At 45.7% G+C, this 16,482-nt stretch carries 15 protein-coding genes; 10 read left to right on the top strand and 5 right to left on the bottom strand.

Features of this window, described 5'->3' with window-relative positions:
* The first annotated feature begins 176 nt into the window (after positions 1-176).
* From MKY35_RS22475 to MKY35_RS22465, 3 genes are all read left to right on the top strand, one after another.
* Positions 177-1,769, top strand: coding sequence for an alkaline phosphatase family protein (locus MKY35_RS22475; protein WP_342444865.1), 1,593 nt, complete (start codon positions 177-179; stop codon positions 1,767-1,769).
* An 80-nt stretch (positions 1,770-1,849) separates the two neighbouring features.
* Positions 1,850-2,200 carry a metalloregulator ArsR/SmtB family transcription factor gene (locus MKY35_RS22470; protein WP_039273885.1) on the top strand — a complete coding sequence of 117 codons (351 nt, stop codon included), beginning with the start codon at positions 1,850-1,852 and terminating at the stop codon, positions 2,198-2,200.
* 87 nt (positions 2,201-2,287) lie between these two features.
* A complete protein-coding gene (locus MKY35_RS22465; protein ID WP_342444864.1) occupies positions 2,288-3,577 on the top strand; it encodes an arsenic transporter in 1,290 nt (429 codons plus the stop codon).
* A 92-nt stretch (positions 3,578-3,669) separates the two neighbouring features.
* On the opposite strand, the gene MKY35_RS22460 is transcribed toward MKY35_RS22465, so the two are convergent.
* Positions 3,670-4,065 carry a helix-turn-helix domain-containing protein gene (locus tag MKY35_RS22460; protein ID WP_342444863.1) on the bottom strand — a complete coding sequence of 132 codons (396 nt, stop codon included), beginning with the start codon at positions 4,063-4,065 and terminating at the stop codon, positions 3,670-3,672.
* A gap of 161 nt (positions 4,066-4,226) precedes the next feature.
* Here MKY35_RS22460 and MKY35_RS22455 point away from each other — a divergent pair, with 161 nt between their 5' ends.
* The gene (locus tag MKY35_RS22455; protein ID WP_342444862.1) at positions 4,227-4,787 is read left to right on the top strand and encodes an NAD(P)H oxidoreductase; all 561 of its coding nucleotides are present in this window, start codon (positions 4,227-4,229) and stop codon (positions 4,785-4,787) included.
* 121 nt (positions 4,788-4,908) lie between these two features.
* Here the strand turns inward: MKY35_RS22455 and MKY35_RS22450 are convergent, their stop codons facing one another.
* Positions 4,909-5,901 carry an ABC transporter permease gene (locus MKY35_RS22450; RefSeq protein WP_342444861.1) on the bottom strand — a complete coding sequence of 331 codons (993 nt, stop codon included), beginning with the start codon at positions 5,899-5,901 and terminating at the stop codon, positions 4,909-4,911.
* A 32-nt stretch (positions 5,902-5,933) separates the two neighbouring features.
* Between MKY35_RS22450 and MKY35_RS22445 the strand changes: the two genes are divergently transcribed.
* Entirely contained in the window at positions 5,934-7,109 is a 1,176-nt protein-coding gene (locus MKY35_RS22445; protein WP_342444860.1) for a DHHA1 domain-containing protein, read from the top strand.
* Between the two features lie 12 nt (positions 7,110-7,121).
* Here the strand turns inward: MKY35_RS22445 and MKY35_RS22440 are convergent, their stop codons facing one another.
* Both MKY35_RS22440 and MKY35_RS22435 read right to left on the bottom strand, forming a co-directional pair.
* Positions 7,122-7,823: a YoaK family protein gene (locus MKY35_RS22440; RefSeq protein WP_029519333.1), complete on the bottom strand. Its 702-nt coding sequence runs from the start codon at positions 7,821-7,823 to the stop codon at positions 7,122-7,124.
* Positions 7,824-8,016: 193 nt separating this feature from the next.
* The gene (locus tag MKY35_RS22435) at positions 8,017-8,535 is read right to left on the bottom strand and encodes a DJ-1/PfpI family protein (protein WP_340956930.1); all 519 of its coding nucleotides are present in this window, start codon (positions 8,533-8,535) and stop codon (positions 8,017-8,019) included.
* 148 nt (positions 8,536-8,683) lie between these two features.
* Here MKY35_RS22435 and MKY35_RS22430 point away from each other — a divergent pair, with 148 nt between their 5' ends.
* The gene (locus MKY35_RS22430; protein WP_165149506.1) at positions 8,684-9,076 is read left to right on the top strand and encodes a helix-turn-helix domain-containing protein; all 393 of its coding nucleotides are present in this window, start codon (positions 8,684-8,686) and stop codon (positions 9,074-9,076) included.
* Between the two features lie 148 nt (positions 9,077-9,224).
* Here MKY35_RS22430 and MKY35_RS22425 read toward each other — a convergent pair whose 3' ends face one another.
* Positions 9,225-9,560, bottom strand: coding sequence for a helix-turn-helix domain-containing protein (locus MKY35_RS22425; protein ID WP_250240434.1), 336 nt, complete (start codon positions 9,558-9,560; stop codon positions 9,225-9,227).
* A 268-nt stretch (positions 9,561-9,828) separates the two neighbouring features.
* Between MKY35_RS22425 and MKY35_RS22420 the strand changes: the two genes are divergently transcribed.
* From MKY35_RS22420 to MKY35_RS22405, 4 genes are all read left to right on the top strand, one after another.
* Positions 9,829-10,926 carry an FAD-dependent monooxygenase gene (locus tag MKY35_RS22420; protein WP_342444859.1) on the top strand — a complete coding sequence of 366 codons (1,098 nt, stop codon included), beginning with the start codon at positions 9,829-9,831 and terminating at the stop codon, positions 10,924-10,926.
* An 83-nt stretch (positions 10,927-11,009) separates the two neighbouring features.
* On the top strand, positions 11,010-11,774 hold the full coding sequence (locus MKY35_RS22415; RefSeq protein ID WP_029519329.1) for a GTP cyclohydrolase II: 765 nt from the start codon (positions 11,010-11,012) through the stop codon (positions 11,772-11,774).
* On the top strand, positions 11,771-12,871 hold the full coding sequence (gene ribD / locus MKY35_RS22410; RefSeq protein WP_342444858.1) for a bifunctional diaminohydroxyphosphoribosylaminopyrimidine deaminase/5-amino-6-(5-phosphoribosylamino)uracil reductase RibD: 1,101 nt from the start codon (positions 11,771-11,773) through the stop codon (positions 12,869-12,871). The genes MKY35_RS22415 and ribD overlap by 4 nt, the downstream gene beginning before the upstream one ends.
* A 568-nt stretch (positions 12,872-13,439) precedes the next feature.
* Positions 13,440-16,367: a glycosyl hydrolase gene (locus MKY35_RS22405; RefSeq protein ID WP_342444857.1), complete on the top strand. Its 2,928-nt coding sequence runs from the start codon at positions 13,440-13,442 to the stop codon at positions 16,365-16,367.
* Positions 16,368-16,482 lie beyond the last annotated feature (115 nt).

Genomic DNA, 16,482 nt, shown 5'->3' with positions numbered 1-16,482 from the left:
CCCTCCCTGAATGGTTTGATCTTAAATTTGGCCTATTAGATCCAAAAAATTCATGGAGGTGTATCTTTAATTGCTTGTATGAGATACCTTTGTCCCGATGATCCAATGCAGGAATAATTTTTTTAGTACAAGAAAAAAATAAGAGGATCAAGTTTTTCTAAGAAAGGGACACATACATGGGCATGAAAAATAAAGTTACCATAGCACTAGTGCTAGGTTTATTGTTGTTGGTCTTGGGGTGTAGAGCGGACTCCAGTCAACAGCTAAAACAACAAAGTGTGAAGCCACCTATCACAGTAAATCAAATGGGCAAAAAACCTGTCATTGTGATCTTGATTGATTCTTTAATGGATAAGCCTTTGCAAGAAGCAATTCAAGAAGGCCGTGCTCCGGCAATGCAATATCTCCTTAATCAAGGGCAATATTTCCCGCATGTAGTGAGTTCATTTCCCACGATGTCTGTGACCATCGACAGTACCTTATTAACGGGGACGTATGCAGATCAACATCATGTGCCCGGACTTGTGTGGTACAGCGACTTAAGGAAACGCATGATTTTCTACGGAAATGGTGCCAAAGAAGCCCTAAAGATAGACCAACTGCAAGTATTTTTAGATGCCATTTACCAATTAAACCAAGTTCATCTGAACAAAAAAACGAAAACCATCCATGAGGAATTGGCTGACAAAGGGAAAGAATCCGCGTCCATCAATGCTATTGTTTTTAGAGGAAGAACGAAACATGCCCTCAAAGTGCCTGACTTCATAGCGAATAGCAGTAGAGTACCAGAAAAAATGATAGTAACAGGGCCTAAATGGTTATCCTATGCAGCTCTAGCACAATTGAATCCGAAAAATAGCTGGAATACTCCTGTGTGGAAAAAATTTGGGATGAACAACGAATTTTCCGCAAAGGATACCGCTTTTTTAATCACTCAGAAAAAACTTCCAGACGTAACCATCACATACTTCCCAGAGAATGATAATTTGGCGCATAGAAAGGGCCCAGCCCAACTGAAAGGAATCGAACAAGCGGATCAAGCGCTGCAAACCGTGTTGAACGCATATGGGTCGTGGGAGCAGGCTATAAACAATGCGATATGGATTGTCATGGGTGACAGTGGACAAAGTGCGGTTTATGATGATCGACAGGCAGCAACTGTTGATTTAAGGCCTCTTTTGAGTCATTGCCGCATTGCAAAATTAAATCAACCCGTAAGAAGTGATGACCAAATCGTGATTGCCGCTAATGAACGGATGGCCTATATCTATGCAATAAACGATAACGTAGAGCTATCCGATGTGGTGAAGTCTTTACAAAAGGAGAACAAGCTCGACATTATCGCTATGAAAGATGGTACAAACCATATTCATGTTACAAAGGGGAAAAATGGTGGCCTGTTTTCTTATCGTCCCGGTGGGAAATTGACCGATGAATATGGACAATCGTGGACCTTGTCGGGCGAAGAGGACCTTGTGGATATTACGATAAACAACAACCGGATCCAATATGGAAAATATCCAGACGTTTTGGCGAGACTTCACGGGGCAATGAATTCCCATGAAGGAAGATATGTTGTTGTCACGGTCCAACCCGGATATGAACTCGTCGGTGAAAGTTCTCCCACCCACATCGGTGGAGGTGCTCATGGATCGCTGCATGAAAAGGATTCCCTTGTCCCATTAATTATTTCCGGAACGAATACACGCCCCAAAACACTGCGAATCGTTGATATAAAAGACTGGATTCTGCAATTGGTAAACGAATAAGTATTAATCGTTCTTGATATTAAGATTGAAATCCATTAGCATATAAGCATGTAGTTATATAAGCGGAAGGGGGGCACACATTGGAGCAACTTGGTTATGTAGCCGATCATTTAAAGCTACTGGGGGATAAAACCCGGTTGGCCATGCTTTCCCTGCTAAGAGAAAGAGAATGGTGTGTGTGCGAATTTGTAGATATCTTTGATATGTCGCAGCCAGCAATTAGCCAACATTTGAGAAAATTAAAGTCGCAAGGGATTGTAAAAGAAGAACGACGAAGTCAGTGGGTATACTATTCCTTAAATGTAGACGATAAGCCGCATATTCAAGCTGTTCTTGAGCGTATGCCAGACTCTAAGCAGATTTTTAAAGGGCTGAATAAAGAGGAGCCGATCGCCTTTTGTGGACCGGATTCCTCAGCTTGTTCATCCTAAAGGCTGTTCCGTTTATATCCTTGGGGATAAACGGTGTTTTTAATATAAGTATATGTTTATAAGGTAATGTAATGGAGGTTTAAAACATTGATTTTGTTGGCATGCATTATATTTTTAGCTACTTTAGTGTTGGTGATCTGGCAGCCTAGAAATCTGTCTATCGGCTGGTCTGCCTGCGGCGGTGCCATACTTGCCTTGCTGGTGGGTGTAGTCGATTTGCATGATGTTTGGGAAGTTACTCATATTGTCTGGAATGCGACACTGGCTTTTGTAGCCATTATTCTGATTTCGTTGGTGCTTGATAAAATCGGCTTTTTCGAATGGGCGGCGCTTCACATGGCACGAGCTGCGCGAGGAAGCGGAACTCGGATGTTTGTTTATGTGACCATTCTTGGCGCCGTTGTTTCTGCCTTTTTTGCAAATGACGGTGCGGCCTTAATACTGACACCGATTGTACTGGCGATGGTTCGGGCACTTAAATTGGATGAGAAAATGGTTTTTCCTTTTATCATAGCGAGCGGTTTTATTTCAGACACGACGTCGCTTCCGCTTGTGGTCAGCAACTTGGTCAACATTGTGTCAGCCGATTTCTTTGGGATTACTTTTATGGAATATGCGAGTCGCATGATTGTACCTAATTTATTTTCTTTAGGAGCCAGTATAGGGGTACTGTATCTTTTTTTTCGCAAAAGGATTCCTAAAACGTTTGATGCGACACAATTAATCAGGCCTGCGGAAGCGATTAAAGATCCAAAGATGTTCCGTATGTCCTGGATCGTTCTCGCGGTTTTGTTCGTTGGCTACTTTGCATGCGAATTTTTTAATATTCCCGTTTCGATGGTGGCTGGTATTATTGCTATCCTTTTCTTATTAATGGCGCGTAGAAGCCCTGCAGTGCCGATGAAAGAAGTCATCAAGGGCGCTCCATGGGCCATCGTATTTTTCTCTATCGGAATGTATGTTGTGGTGTATGGTCTACGTAATGCCGGTTTGACGGATCTGCTGGCCCATGTGATTCAAGCGGTTGCCGACCAAGGTATGTTTGTGGCCACCATGGGCATGGGTTTTATTGCGGCGATTATCTCGTCGGTCATGAATAACATGCCTACGGTCATGATTAATGCGCTTGCCATTGATGCCACCCATACAACCGGTATGGTCAAAGAGGCGTTGATTTATGCTAACGTCATTGGTTCTGATCTGGGGCCGAAAATAACTCCGATCGGTTCATTAGCCACGTTGTTGTGGCTGCATGTGCTTCGTTCGAAAAACGTGAAAATTTCTTGGGGGACTTATTTTAAGACAGGCATTGTCTTAACCATTCCTACACTTTTTATGACCCTACTGGGCTTATATTTATGGTTAATCATTTCATAATTCCTTAGGGGCTCGTATTCGAAAATTTTCGGAGACTGGTGAATAAACAAGGTGCACATCTTAGGTATAGTATTTCAAACAAGCACGCCTCCTTAATGAGGTGGTGCTTGTTTGGCGTTTTTTTCCTTCACAGAATACTCTTCCAGCACCTTTGTTTTATCTCCATAGATCCTATCCAAATGATCTTCTCCCCATAAGCAAAAACGATCAAGCAAATCTTTAAAATCCCAGCCATATTCACTAAGCTCGTACTCCACTTTGGGTGGAACTTGGTTATAAATGATGCGGTGGATGATTCCATCCTTTTCAAGCTCTCTAAGCTGTTGAGTGAGCACTTTTTGGGTGATTTTCGGAATGAGTTGACGAAGTTCGTATGTACGTTTTCTGCCGCTGGTTAAATGGTGCAGGATAATGCCTTTCCACTTTCCACTGATGACCTCCAAAGTTGCCTCGATCCCAAGCATATAGGTTTTGGCTTTGTCTTCCATAGACTTTCCCCCTCTCTGATCTGTAGTACAAAAGGCACTAAGGAACCTTAAAGTACCTACAGTACATTGAAGTGCGTACTTCACACTTTAATGTATAACATCCATAATAGCATCTGTAGACAGGGTTCACTAATTATGAGGAGAAAGAAGGTTACGGATACATGAAAGTTCTATTGGTCGTCACGCATCCTAGAGAAGATTCACTTACCCTTGCGGTCATGAATCGTTTTGTAGAGGGATTGAAAGAGAATAAGCACGAGGTAGATATTTTGGACTTGGATCGGGATGGATACAATCCGGTGTACAGCGCTGCAGATGAGCTGGATTGGAATACGCCCCATAAACAATATGCTCCTGAAACACGGAAAGAGATGGATAGAATAGTGGCTGCGGATGCTCTGGTCTTTGTGTTTCCACTATGGTGGTATAGTGTCCCGTCCATGCTAAAAGGGTACCTGGATAAAGTGTGGAACATAGGTTTACTTCAGGAGTTCACGACAAAGCAGGTTCTGTGGATGTGCTTGGCGGGAGGGACTAAAGAACATCTGATCAAGTATGAATATCACGATTTGGTTACTAATTATTTGAATAAAGCCATTGCTGGTTACGCAAGAGTAAGAGAGTCCAAGGTGGAGTTCTTCTATGATACTTTGTCCGAGTCGAAAGAATACATTGAAGGTTTACTGGGGCACGCTTATCAATTAGGTCGGGCATATAAGTGAATTTTATTCTGATAACAATGAGAATTTCATATTGTTGAGGATTTGTTAAATCCTGATTATTGAAAAAGGGTTAAGGCTCATTAGATGGCACTTAACCCTTTTTTATTTTACAGACGAGCCCCTATCCTTTTATAGGCTCGTGCATAGGTGCTGACGGTGCCCCTTGCATAGATAGCCCGCCGCCAGTTGAGCTTGCTGGAACAACGGGATGTGGTAATCCCTTTTCAAAAGCAGAACTCGCAGTTTGCTTGGCCAGCTTCTGTTTTTCCCACAGAGCTCTGGCAATAACCAGCATGGAGAGTACGCCAACATATAGTAACAGAGAACCGAGTTCGGGAAGCATCTCTTGCAAAGGTGCACCACGCAGACCCATGGTGCGCAGGAATTTGTACATCCACACGAAGGGGAAGAAATCACCGATTTGAATCGCTAAAGGTGGAAACAGTGATCTGGAAAGAACAGCCCCTGACAAAACAAAAGCAGGCATGAGTATCATCACCATTCTGCCGATGGCTATTCCCGGATGTGCAGCGCCCCACGCAACCAGGACATTGATACAAACGGTACCGAATACATACAGGACAACTGGAATTATAAAGAAAATCGGATTGGCCTCGAAACGGCCTCCCCCAAACACTTTAAGCATCCCGAGAGAGAAGATTAAGCCAGCCGTCGAAAACAGCGTATAAGGAAGCATACGCAGCAGGATGTTGAATGGATTTTGCAACTCAACAGCCAGCCTTTTGGAAACCCGGAGTCTAGCGACCAGAGGTAAGCTATTTATATTCAGTATCATAAAAGAGAACATACAAGTGAAGGCAAGTATCGTCGTATTCTGATAGTCATTCGTTGGGTTAAACAGGGAACGCACTTCCAAGGCGATACCATTGAGGGCCCCTTGGGCCTGGTCTGCGTTCATCCCGGTTTTCAACATAGCTGGAACAGACAGTTCCATATTCTCGGAAACGCTAATTTCCTGCATAGCTGTACGAATCGAAGTAATAGATTGTACATTGGTATTATCGAGAATGAGACCCACGCGGCTAGAATGGTTCAAGCTTTTCCCTACATTGATATTTACAATGAAGTGCTTGATAATAAGTGAATATCGCACGAGACCAAAAACCCAAAAGTGAGGAACCTGGAATGACGACAAAATTATACTACACTGCTCCGCATCTTACGGAGTGGGACACTTATATTACACAGAGCATGGAAAGAGACGGAAAATATTTGGTTACGCTGGAGGAAACGGCTTTTTATCCGCATGGTGGAGGCCAGCCTTGTGATACAGGAACAATTCAGGGCGTCCGTGTATTAGATGTTGTTCTCGAAGAAGGGGATATTTGGCATCAGGTAGAGCGTTTGCCGGAGGATCGGAAAGTAGCCTGCCGATTGGATTGGGAGCGCAGATTTGATCATATGCAGCAGCATAGCGGGCAGCACTTGCTGTCAGCGGTTTGTCTAGAGTTGTTGGGTGCCCGTACGGAAAGCTTTCATCTGGGACAAGAATATGACACGATTGATGTGAACTGTTCGGATATAACGCCTGCGCAGCTATCGGCAATCGAGCAGGAAGTAAATCAGCAAATCTATAGTAATCGCAGCATAAAAAGTTATTTTGTAACCCGTGAGCAATTGAAGGACATTCCGCTTGTGAAAACGCCCAAAGTGACAGAAAATATTCGGATTGTCGAGATCGAGGGCATTGAATATAATGCTTGCGGTGGCACACATGTAGCTCAGACCGGGGAAATTGGGATCATTAAATGCTTAAAATGGGAGAAGCAGAAGGGGATGGCAAGAATCCATTTCAAATGTGGCGCTCGCGCACTCCAGGATTTTAACGATAGTGTTCAGATATTGGACGTGTTATCTACGAAGTTCAATACCGGGCGAAAAGATATTTTGACCCGATTCGAAAAGTGGGAGCAGGAGCATAAACAGCTTAAGGCGCAAGTGGAGCTCCTACAAGAGGAAAATGCTTCGTACCAGGCGAAAGAGTTGCTATCTGCTGTGCAGGGGCATGTTCTTGCTCATGTATTCGAACAAAAATCCCTTCAGGACATGCAGCAATTGGCTACCAAGCTGACAGCTGAGCATGATTTGCTTGTTCTATTTGCCACAACAGCAGAAAACAAAATCCTTCTGGCACATAACGGCACCCAGTCTGTTAGCTGCGGAGCATTTTTGAAAGAGAATCTGGGGGCATTTCACGGTAAGGGGGGCGGTAGCAACCAATCAGCTCAGGCTGCATTCCCGTCCCGTGAAGACCTTTTGAATTTCTTTGAAACGGCCCAGCGCCAGTTCGTTCAGGGCTGATGTAATGGAGGATTAGTGGCGTAGGGGAAGCTTCCACTTTTCCTTTTCTGTAAATAAAATAAAAGAAAAAATAAGTGCAACAACAGCGCCCCAAACGGCTTTATCCCCAATTGTCAAAGTAAGAAATCCCCCCAGCAAGGCTCCTACCAAGAAGGCGGCCAGGATGACACCATAACGCATCGCTCGAATGGCAGCGTTCGTGTCCTTGGTCGTTACGGCGACATACACAGCCTCGATAGCTGATCGGAGGTTACCGGTGCTGACCGTGGAGGTGTACGGCACATCAATGAGCTTGCGGAAGGAAGTCATTTGCACGGAAGCGACGAACGAGACGATCACCACCACTACCGTATTGGGAACTCCTTGCGGAATCAATCCCACGATGAAAAAAATCGCAATTTCCAGTAAAAGAATTGCGCGGGTCCAGTCCGGAGTTAAACGGTGGGTTGATTTTCTTTTAATCCCTTCAGCAACAAAAACCCCCAGTGAAAAGGCGATCAGGGGCGGGATATAGGATAACGCCTGAATCCAGTGCCCCTGAATGACTTTGACAGCCAGCAGCACGATATTGCCTGTCTGTGCGTTGGCGAAAACACCGCCTCTTCCAACAAAGGTATATGTGTCCAAAAAGCCCCCTACTAATGATAGTAAGGCGCCCAGTCGCAACGATTCGGACGTTACCTGATGTAAATGTATTTTGCCTTTCATAAACACGGCATATAAGCCTCCTATGCTAAACGTCGATTGTTTAAAGCTAACACGAAAATCCAGGACCATACAATTAAATTAATCACTTAAGCATGAAAATGACACAAAAAAGCCACATCAGGTCCCATACAATAGAAAGGACGTGATGCGGCTTGTTGGAGTGCTGTTTAAAGTGCCATCTGGAACTTCGAGAATGTGCTTATTGCAGAGCTTGAACGAGGGCTGCGCCGAATTCCTGTGCACCATCTGGGCCATCGGCTGTAATAATGTCGCTATGCGCAACGACATGCTGAGCGAGATATTCGGCTTGATGCACTTGAAGCTGATCCTTTTGTACATCCACTGGATAGCATGTAGCCGTTCTACCAGAGAGTAGTCCGGTTTGAGCCACGGCTACAGAGCCTGCGCAGATGCCAGCCAATAAAGTTTTTTGCTCATGGGTTTGTTTCAGCACAGCTTGGAGATCCGCGTTATTCCACAGATGGTCATTCGTTCCTGAGCCGCCGATCACAGACACCACATCATAATCAGCCAGCACAGCGTCTGTAAAAATAAGATTAGCGGTTGCTTTACCGTTGTAGTCACCGATGATTTCGCCTGTTTTTGTACTAGCTAACATCACGGTAACGCCTGCTTGTTCCAGCGCTTCCTTCGGTTTAAACAATTCATCCTCATTAAAGCGCTCTGGGGGTATAATAAAAAGAGCTTTTTTACTCATACTTTATTCCTCCTTGAATGTGTAACATTATCTACTATTGTAGGATGGCTTCGTCAGGCTGTGAAGAATGCACTTTCAAGTACGGAGGTTACCTAAAGGTTACTATTAGAGGGCAAGACCATGATGATTTAGAAGGAGTTAATTATATATGTCTGATACACTAAGAGAAGAAATACGGGAGAAGATCGTCAACGGGGACTATAACTGCGAAAAGGAACTGACCCTGTCGGTGTTAAGCGGAAAGTGGAAGGTCGTTATTTTATGGCATTTGGGCGTAGAAGGGCCGCACCGTTTCAGTGACCTGCAAAGGCTGTTTCCAAAGCTGTCGCATAAAGTGCTGACCAATCAGCTGCGGGAGTTGATGGAGGACGGTATTGTGCACCGGGAAGTGTATCCCGAGGTACCTCCAAAGGTGGAGTATTCGATGACCGAGCTGGGGATGACGATTTTACCCATTGTGGAGATGATGTATGACTGGGGGAAAAAACGGGTGCAATCCATTCGTGAGGAGATGCAGCGCAGCGGTGAGGGAAACGTTTAAAGTTCCTTCATATGAAAAATAGAACGCCTTGCACTATGAGTACAATTGTACTTAGAGCAAAGGCGTTCTTTGGCATGTTAGCAGTCTGTGTTTTTATCATATTAGTCTAGGAACAATAGCGGTAGCCGTGAAGCTGCTTCAATAAGAATCATTGCTGTTCAAGTGCTGGTAGAACCTCAATCCAGCGTGTAGCCCAAGTACCGATATGGTCAAACAAAGGAGCTAAATCGCGTCCTTTATCCGTAAGAGAGTATTCAATCCGTACGGGCTTCTCAGGATAAACCATACGTTGTATGATTCCTTCTTCCTCCAGCTCTTTCAAACGGTCCGAAAGGACCTTTCCACTTAAATTAGGAATTGAATTCTCAATAGCGACGAAACGTTGCGGACCATTCGTTAGTTGAAATACGATCAATACCGTCCAACGCTTACTCAGTAGTTCCATAGCCCTTTCAAACCGTGGACACATCTGCGGAATGTTCATGTGATCACCTCATGCTCCTATTATTAACGATTCACTGTTAAAAGTAAATGATTTTACTTTACATAAATTTATTACTTGACGAAATGGAATGATATAAATATACTTTGTTACATAAAGTAACTTGTTAGTTTCGACACGGAGCTTAAAATATGAATACTTAAAATTTGAACTTAATTTGATATTATTTTTGATATTATTAATGATGTAATTAAATGAACAGGTACGAACTAATCGTTATGGTGATGGTTTGGGCGTAGGGGGAAGTCGGATGAAGCTGGAATGTGAAGTGTGCGTAGTTGGAGGGGGACCCGCAGGGACTTTGTTGTCCTGTTTACTGGCGGCGCAGGGTGTATCCACGATATTGATTGAGCGGCAGAGCATAGCGGGAAAGGCCTTTCGCGGTGAAATCTTGAATGATGAGGGTCAGGAAGTAATCCAAAGGCATAAGCTGCTCGAACAAATTCATGAGAACTATGTTCTCGCCTCCACAAGGATCGAATATTGGGGGCATCAGCGGCGAGTGAAGACGGTCAAGCCAGTATCAGTAGATGGTAATGTGGGGGTTCATATTCCACAGCCTCGATTTTTGGAGGCTTTGCTCAAACAGGCGTCAACCTACGAGTCCTTCCGTTACCTGGCGGGTACAACTGTGACTGCGTTGGAAGGTAACAGCGAGCAGGGCTACACGGGCTTGATCGCCCGCGATAAGAACGGTCATGAGATCACGATTCACAGTTCGTTGATTGTAGGGGCAGATGGTCGCTATTCGACTGTGCGCAAGCTGGCGCAGATGCCTGTGACGAACATTCGACACGGCTATGATCTGCTATGGACGAAAATCACGGCACCTGCTGGGTGGGAGCCCGTCACTCGTCTGGCATGGGTCAACGGAGGACAATTGGCTTTATTCTCGCAGGCTGAGGGCTATATTCAAATTGGCTGGAATGTGGAGGAGGGTAGCTTTCCAACCCTGTTTAAGCAATCCTTTGAACCATTTATACAACGGTTTACAGAGGCTTTTCCAGATTTGAAGCATAGTGTGCATGATCATATTCGTTCATGGAAGGACTTCGTACCGTTGGATATTTTCAGCAGTCGTAGTGACACCTGGACGCAGAACGGACTGGTCCTTATTGGAGATGCGGCGCATACCATGACACCTACCGGAGCTTTTGGCTTGAACGCAGCTTTGAAGGATGCCGATGTGCTAGCCAGTGAGCTTCTTCGTTTACGACAGAAGAGCTATACCGCAGGAGACCTAAAGGCGTTCGAAGACGGACGACGGCAGGCTGTCACCGAGCTTCAGGAACGGCAACTGACGATGGAATCCACGTTTCATGAACATTTCTTACACAGAGTTCAATAATTTATGACCCTAACAATAACGATTAGCCTTTGAAGAATTAGGCATTTTCTATATAGAGCTTATATAAAGGATGGTGCAAAGAGATGAACCAAAAAGATGTAGCTACGCTACTTAACGATAAAATTCAAACCGTTCGTGGAGAACAATCTTCGACGATTTTGGTTGGACCGATCAAGCTGCCAGTTAATTTGGAAGGGGAAACGGTTGTTTTTCAGTGGTACTGCTGGTTGCCTGTACGGGATGAGGAAGATCGTCAGGACTTACTGAATGCCACCGCTGAGACGATTGTGAAGCGATTGTCCACACTGGATTTGGCAGAGGGACAACAGTCAAGCGTTTTGGTGTACGGCGATCTCGAGCAGTCGGAAAATGCATTAGTTCGCATGCATAGTATTTGCCATACTGGAGATATTTTTGGTAGCAAGCGTTGTGATTGCGGATTTCAACTCCACCAGTCCATGAAAATGATCGTGGAACATGGAACGGGTGCATTATTCTATCTGGCTAACCATGAAGGCCGCGGAATTGGTTTGTTTAGTAAAGCAATGGCTTATATTCTGCAGGAAGAAGGCATGGATACCGTCGAAGCCAATCATCAATTGGGTTTTGAAGATGATACACGCAATTATGCAGATGCCATTAGTGTGCTCCGTCACCTGAGACAAAAGCCAGTAACTCTGATTACAAACAACCCTAAAAAGCTGGATGCCTTAAAGAAATCGGGTATGAATGTGGCGGGTCGTATGCCGCTCTGGGGCGATGTGTCGCAATATAATGAACGGTATTTGAATACAAAAGTAGAACGATCCGGCCATTTGCGGGATTCCGATCTCAGGGAGGTTCTATGACCACTCACGAAAAATATATGCGCCTGGCACTGGAAAATGCCAGAAGTGCTAAAGGGCAAACAGAACCGAATCCGCTCGTCGGATCAGTCATTGTCAACAACGGCCGTATCGTTGGGATCGGCGCTCATCTGAAGCCCGGCGAGCCACATGCCGAGATTCATGCGTTGCGTATGGCGGGTGAACACGCTCAGGGAGCGACGATTTACGTAACGCTGGAGCCGTGTTCCCATCACGGCCGGACAGGCCCGTGCGCGGAAGCGATTGTGAAGGCTGGTATTCGTCGAGTGGTGATTGCAGCGCTGGACCCAAACCCGCTGGTTTCCGGCAGAGGGGTACAGATTTTGAAAGATGCGGGCATTGAGGTCATTGTCGGCGTATGTGAGCAGGAATCCATCCGTATGAATGAAGTGTTCAATCAATATATCGTGAACAAGTGTCCTTTTATTACGATCAAATCGGCAGTAACGCTGGACGGTAAAATTGCAACTCGAACCTCTGAAAGCAAGTGGATCACATCTGAGGCTGCACGGGAGGATGTGCATCGTCTTCGTCACGAGCATGTAGGAATCCTGGTCGGTGTACAGACCGTGATTCATGATAATCCTCAGCTTACGACTCGTCTACCAGAAGGACGGAATCCGATTCGTATCATTCTGGATAGTAAGCTTCGAATTCCATTGGATGCTCGTGTCATTACAGATGGGGAGGCTCCGACCTGGATATTCACAGGACGGGCCTACGATGAAGGCAAGCGAAGCCAGCTGGAACAGCTGGGTGTAAAAGTATATCCGACACAGAATGAAAACAGCGATCGGGTTAACCTGCCGCAAATGTTGGATATTCTGGGGGCAGCGGAGGTGTCATCGGTGTTCGTGGAAGGCGGAGCCGAGGTGAACGCTTCGTTCGTGCAGCAAGGGCTGGCAGACAAGCTGGTGCTGTATATGGCGCCGAAGCTGGTTGGAGGACGTGCAGCCCCGGGATTTCTCGGGGGAGAAGGCGTGTCTGCGATGAGCGATGCGGTGGCATTGCATGATTTGAGCGTGACACAGGTTGGTGTAGATTGGAAAATAGAAGGGTATTTTGAGCGGGGAAAATGAGTGAGTTGTTTTCGGGTGGAGAAGGACGCTCCGCGAAGGGGTTGATCTTCCGATCGCTGTTGCAGTGGGATTCTTCGGATTGTATGAGAGATTTAAAGGTAAGAATCCCACTGCAAAGGCGAACGCTTCCGCTTCTCCAGATTCAACCCCTTCGCTCCGCTGCTGCCCACCGCAAAGTCACTCTTTTTCCGAATACTCAAAAGTTATATACTTAAAAGAACAGAGAATCTGAAGGGCTAAAAGGCCTGGAGGATTCTTTTTTATATGCTAAACGTTTATTAGGGTGAATGGTTAATGGGATGAATAACTCATAGGGTGAATGTCTTATAGGGTGAAGAGAATTCTATTAGTCTATTAGTTTGTATAACATAATTACGCATATTCGGGTTTTTCGTACTGGTTTCTTTTGTGTTTTTTAGGGACTTTCGCCTCGTTTAGTTGAAATATAGAAATGAAAGGATTGACCTGGAAATTGGGATCAAGCACAATGAAGTTGAATTCAGCTTGGAAGAAAAGGGAAAAACCTTGCGGTGAAAGGGATTTGAGAATTCAAAGGAGGATGTAGGTTGTGAAAAAAATGATATTATGCTTGTTAAGTGCCAGTATGATGTTTTTAGCTGCACCGGTTTCTACTAAAGCCTTTTCGGGTGAGGTCACACAAGGCACAGGCTCATATTCAACCACACTACCTGCCGGAGCAGCAACACCGCAAAACGAGATTTACAAAACAGCGAATGTAACCAGCCCAATGCCTACCAATGACTGGTGGAGCAGCCTGGCCTGGGTACCGTACTCTGAGGCTCAATATCCGCATCCACTTGCCTTGAAAAATCAGCAAAACGGTTTACGCATCTTTAACCCGAGTGGGAAAATTACGGTCAATCCGGGATACATCGCGGGCTGGATGGATGATGTGAATGATTTTACCATCGGCCATTCTGTAAGCGCTTCATTTCCGGATGCCAAGGTGGATGGTTTCAGTGATTGGTTTGTCAAATCCTTATTTCAAAGCGGCAGCAACAAAATGAGTGTTACCTACGGACACGGCTCCCCCTATGTATTTTTTGAGTTTGGCGGTGGCAATCCCAAGCTTTCATTTAATGGGGTGCCAGAGGTTTGGTCTGGGTCAGCTAGTTCCTCTGTGCTTGGCATTACGGTCAATGGCTCACACTATGGTCTGTTTGGCCCGTCTGGCAGCACCTGGTCTGGTCTCGGGACGAGTACGCTGATCAATCAATTGAACGGGAAAAGCTATTTTACAGTGGCGGCTTTGCCTGACAAAACAACCGCGACATTGGACAAATTTCAACAATACGCCTATTCTTTCGTTACAAACTCCAAAGCGCAGTACAGCTACAACGAAGCTTCTTCCGAGGTAACGACCACCTTTACTGTTGCAACAACAGCGAAGGAAGGCTCACAAAGCGGCACTATTTTTGCCTTATACCCGCATCAGTGGAAAAATTCACCACGACCTCTGCTGGGCTATACGTACAATTCCGTACGCGGTCTGATGAAAACAGCAGAGGGTGCGTCTTTTCAAACGAAAATGAAATTTACAGGAGTATTACCTTCCTTGCCCGACTTGGGGTCCTACGATAAAAATACGCTCAACAATTATATAAACGAAGCGAAAGCAGAAGTCTACTCCGGTGATAGAGATACGTACTGGACTGGAAAACGTCTGGGCAAGCTGGCAGCGCTGGCGCCGATTGCCGACCAGGCTGGCAATACCACAGCAGCGACCCAGTTCCGCAATGAGATCAAAAGTCGTTTGCAGGACTGGTTTAAGGCTAGTGACAGCTCGGGGAATCTGAAAAGCTCCAGTCTATTTGTGTATAACAACCATTGGGGGACATTGATCGGTTATCCCGACAGCTTTGGCAGTGCAATAGAGTTAAATGACCATCATTTCCATTATGGATACTTTATTAAGGCTGCGGCCGAAATTGCGCGTGTAGACAAGAACTGGGCATCTGAATCCCAATGGGGACAAATGGTACAACTGCTCATTCGCGACATCACAAATATCGACAGGTCTGATTCGAAATTTCCGTATTTGCGTAATTTTGATCCCTATGCCGGACACACTTGGGCTTCCGGCCATGCCAAATTTGGCGACGGCAACAACAATGAATCCTCCTCGGAGGCGATGAATGCTTGGGCCGGTCTTATTTTATGGGGCGAGGCGACGGGAAATACTCAAACTCGTGATCTCGGCATTTATCTATATACAACGGAAATGAATGCGATTAACGAATACTGGTTTGATGTGCATGGCACAAACACCCCTGCAGGGATGCAAAGCGCGACGGCCAGTATGATCTGGGGTGGTAAAACGGTGGGGGATGCAACCTGGTGGACCAATAATCCCGCAGAGGTGCACGGTATCAACTGGCTGCCAATTACCTCGGCTTCCTTGTACCTGACACAATATCCGGAATATGCGGCTAAAAATTTTAGCAATCTGCTGCAAAAAAGCGGAGGGAATTTCAGTCCGTGGGAAGATATTGTGTATATGTACAGGGCGATTTCAGACCCGTCCGATGCCAAGGCCAAATTCAGTGCACGCGTAGCGACGATGACACCGGAAGCTGGGAATTCCAAGGCGAATGCCTACCACTGGATCTACAATTTGGATACTTTAGGAAACATCGACCGCAGCATCACCGCTAATTCACCTATTTATGCCGTATTTCAAAAAAACGGTGTAAAAACTTATGTGGCCTACAACTTTACAAACCAGGTCAAAACGGTAACCTTCTCAGATGGGCACAGTATTACCGTGCAGCCGAACAGCTTTAATACCGGAAATGGAAGCGGCGGTGGCAATCCGCAACCTGATACGGAGGCTCCGTCCATCCCGACGAATGTACGAGTTACGACCAAAACGGCTTCGACAGTCACTCTGGAGTGGGATGCAGCTACAGACAATGTTGGCGTTACGGGGTATATCGTTTATAAGGACGGGGCACAGGCGGCAGAGATAAGCGGTATTTCCGCTTCAATGACAGGGCTAAATGCAGCTTCCACTTACAGCTTTACCGTTAAGGCTCGCGATGCAGCTGGTAACCTATCTGCAGCAAGCCATGCTGTATCGGTAACTACGGAGGCAGCATCTGGCGGTAATGAGGGTGGCGGAGAAACGGAGGATTATAAAGCAGGAGCTCGTTTTGTCAGCGATCGTGAAGCATTGCTTCAATTTACACCTAAAACAGCCTCGGCCTATGTTGACGTGCATTACACTTTAACGGGTGGACAACAGCTCAATTACCGAATGACCAACAACGGCGGTGTCTGGGAGCAGCGGGTAACAGACCTCGATATCGGGAAGGGTGTCAGCTATTGGTTTACCTATGAAAAGGCGGGATTGCAATACGAGACCCCTCCATTCAGCTATACACACCAGCAGATTGCCTCAACAACGACAGACGTTCCAGAACTTCCAGAACTTCCAACACCAGGCGCTGATCCCGTTTTCGAAAAAACATCCTAGTGGATCAGGCCTAAGATACGAACGCGACTAGTTAACTATAGAAAGAAAGACACGAGGGAAGCACATATGCTTCTCCTGTGTCTTTTTCGTTTTTTATAGGGTCGTAATACTTTCG

This window comes from Paenibacillus sp. FSL L8-0638 (assembly GCF_038593075.1).
Lineage (GTDB): Bacteria > Bacillota > Bacilli > Paenibacillales > Paenibacillaceae > Paenibacillus > Paenibacillus polymyxa_D.
This window is presented reverse-complemented; position numbering and strand designations above follow the sequence as displayed.

What these genes read in the sequence shown, in the direction of transcription:
- MKY35_RS22475 (WP_342444865.1), top strand. Translation starts at nt 177, where the DNA reads ATGGGCATGAAAAATAAAGTTACCATAGCACTAGTGCTAGGTTTATTG.
- MKY35_RS22460 (WP_342444863.1), bottom strand. Translation starts at nt 4,065, where the DNA reads ATGGAAGACAAAGCCAAAACCTATATGCTTGGGATCGAGGCAACTTTG.
- MKY35_RS22455 (WP_342444862.1), top strand. Translation starts at nt 4,227, where the DNA reads ATGAAAGTTCTATTGGTCGTCACGCATCCTAGAGAAGATTCACTTACC.
- MKY35_RS22445 (WP_342444860.1), top strand. Translation starts at nt 5,934, where the DNA reads ATGACGACAAAATTATACTACACTGCTCCGCATCTTACGGAGTGGGAC.
- MKY35_RS22435 (WP_340956930.1), bottom strand. Translation starts at nt 8,535, where the DNA reads ATGAGTAAAAAAGCTCTTTTTATTATACCCCCAGAGCGCTTTAATGAG.
- MKY35_RS22430 (WP_165149506.1), top strand. Translation starts at nt 8,684, where the DNA reads ATGTCTGATACACTAAGAGAAGAAATACGGGAGAAGATCGTCAACGGG.
- MKY35_RS22425 (WP_250240434.1), bottom strand. Translation starts at nt 9,560, where the DNA reads ATGAACATTCCGCAGATGTGTCCACGGTTTGAAAGGGCTATGGAACTA.
- MKY35_RS22420 (WP_342444859.1), top strand. Translation starts at nt 9,829, where the DNA reads ATGAAGCTGGAATGTGAAGTGTGCGTAGTTGGAGGGGGACCCGCAGGG.
- MKY35_RS22415 (WP_029519329.1), top strand. Translation starts at nt 11,010, where the DNA reads ATGAACCAAAAAGATGTAGCTACGCTACTTAACGATAAAATTCAAACC.
- ribD (WP_342444858.1), top strand. Translation starts at nt 11,771, where the DNA reads ATGACCACTCACGAAAAATATATGCGCCTGGCACTGGAAAATGCCAGA.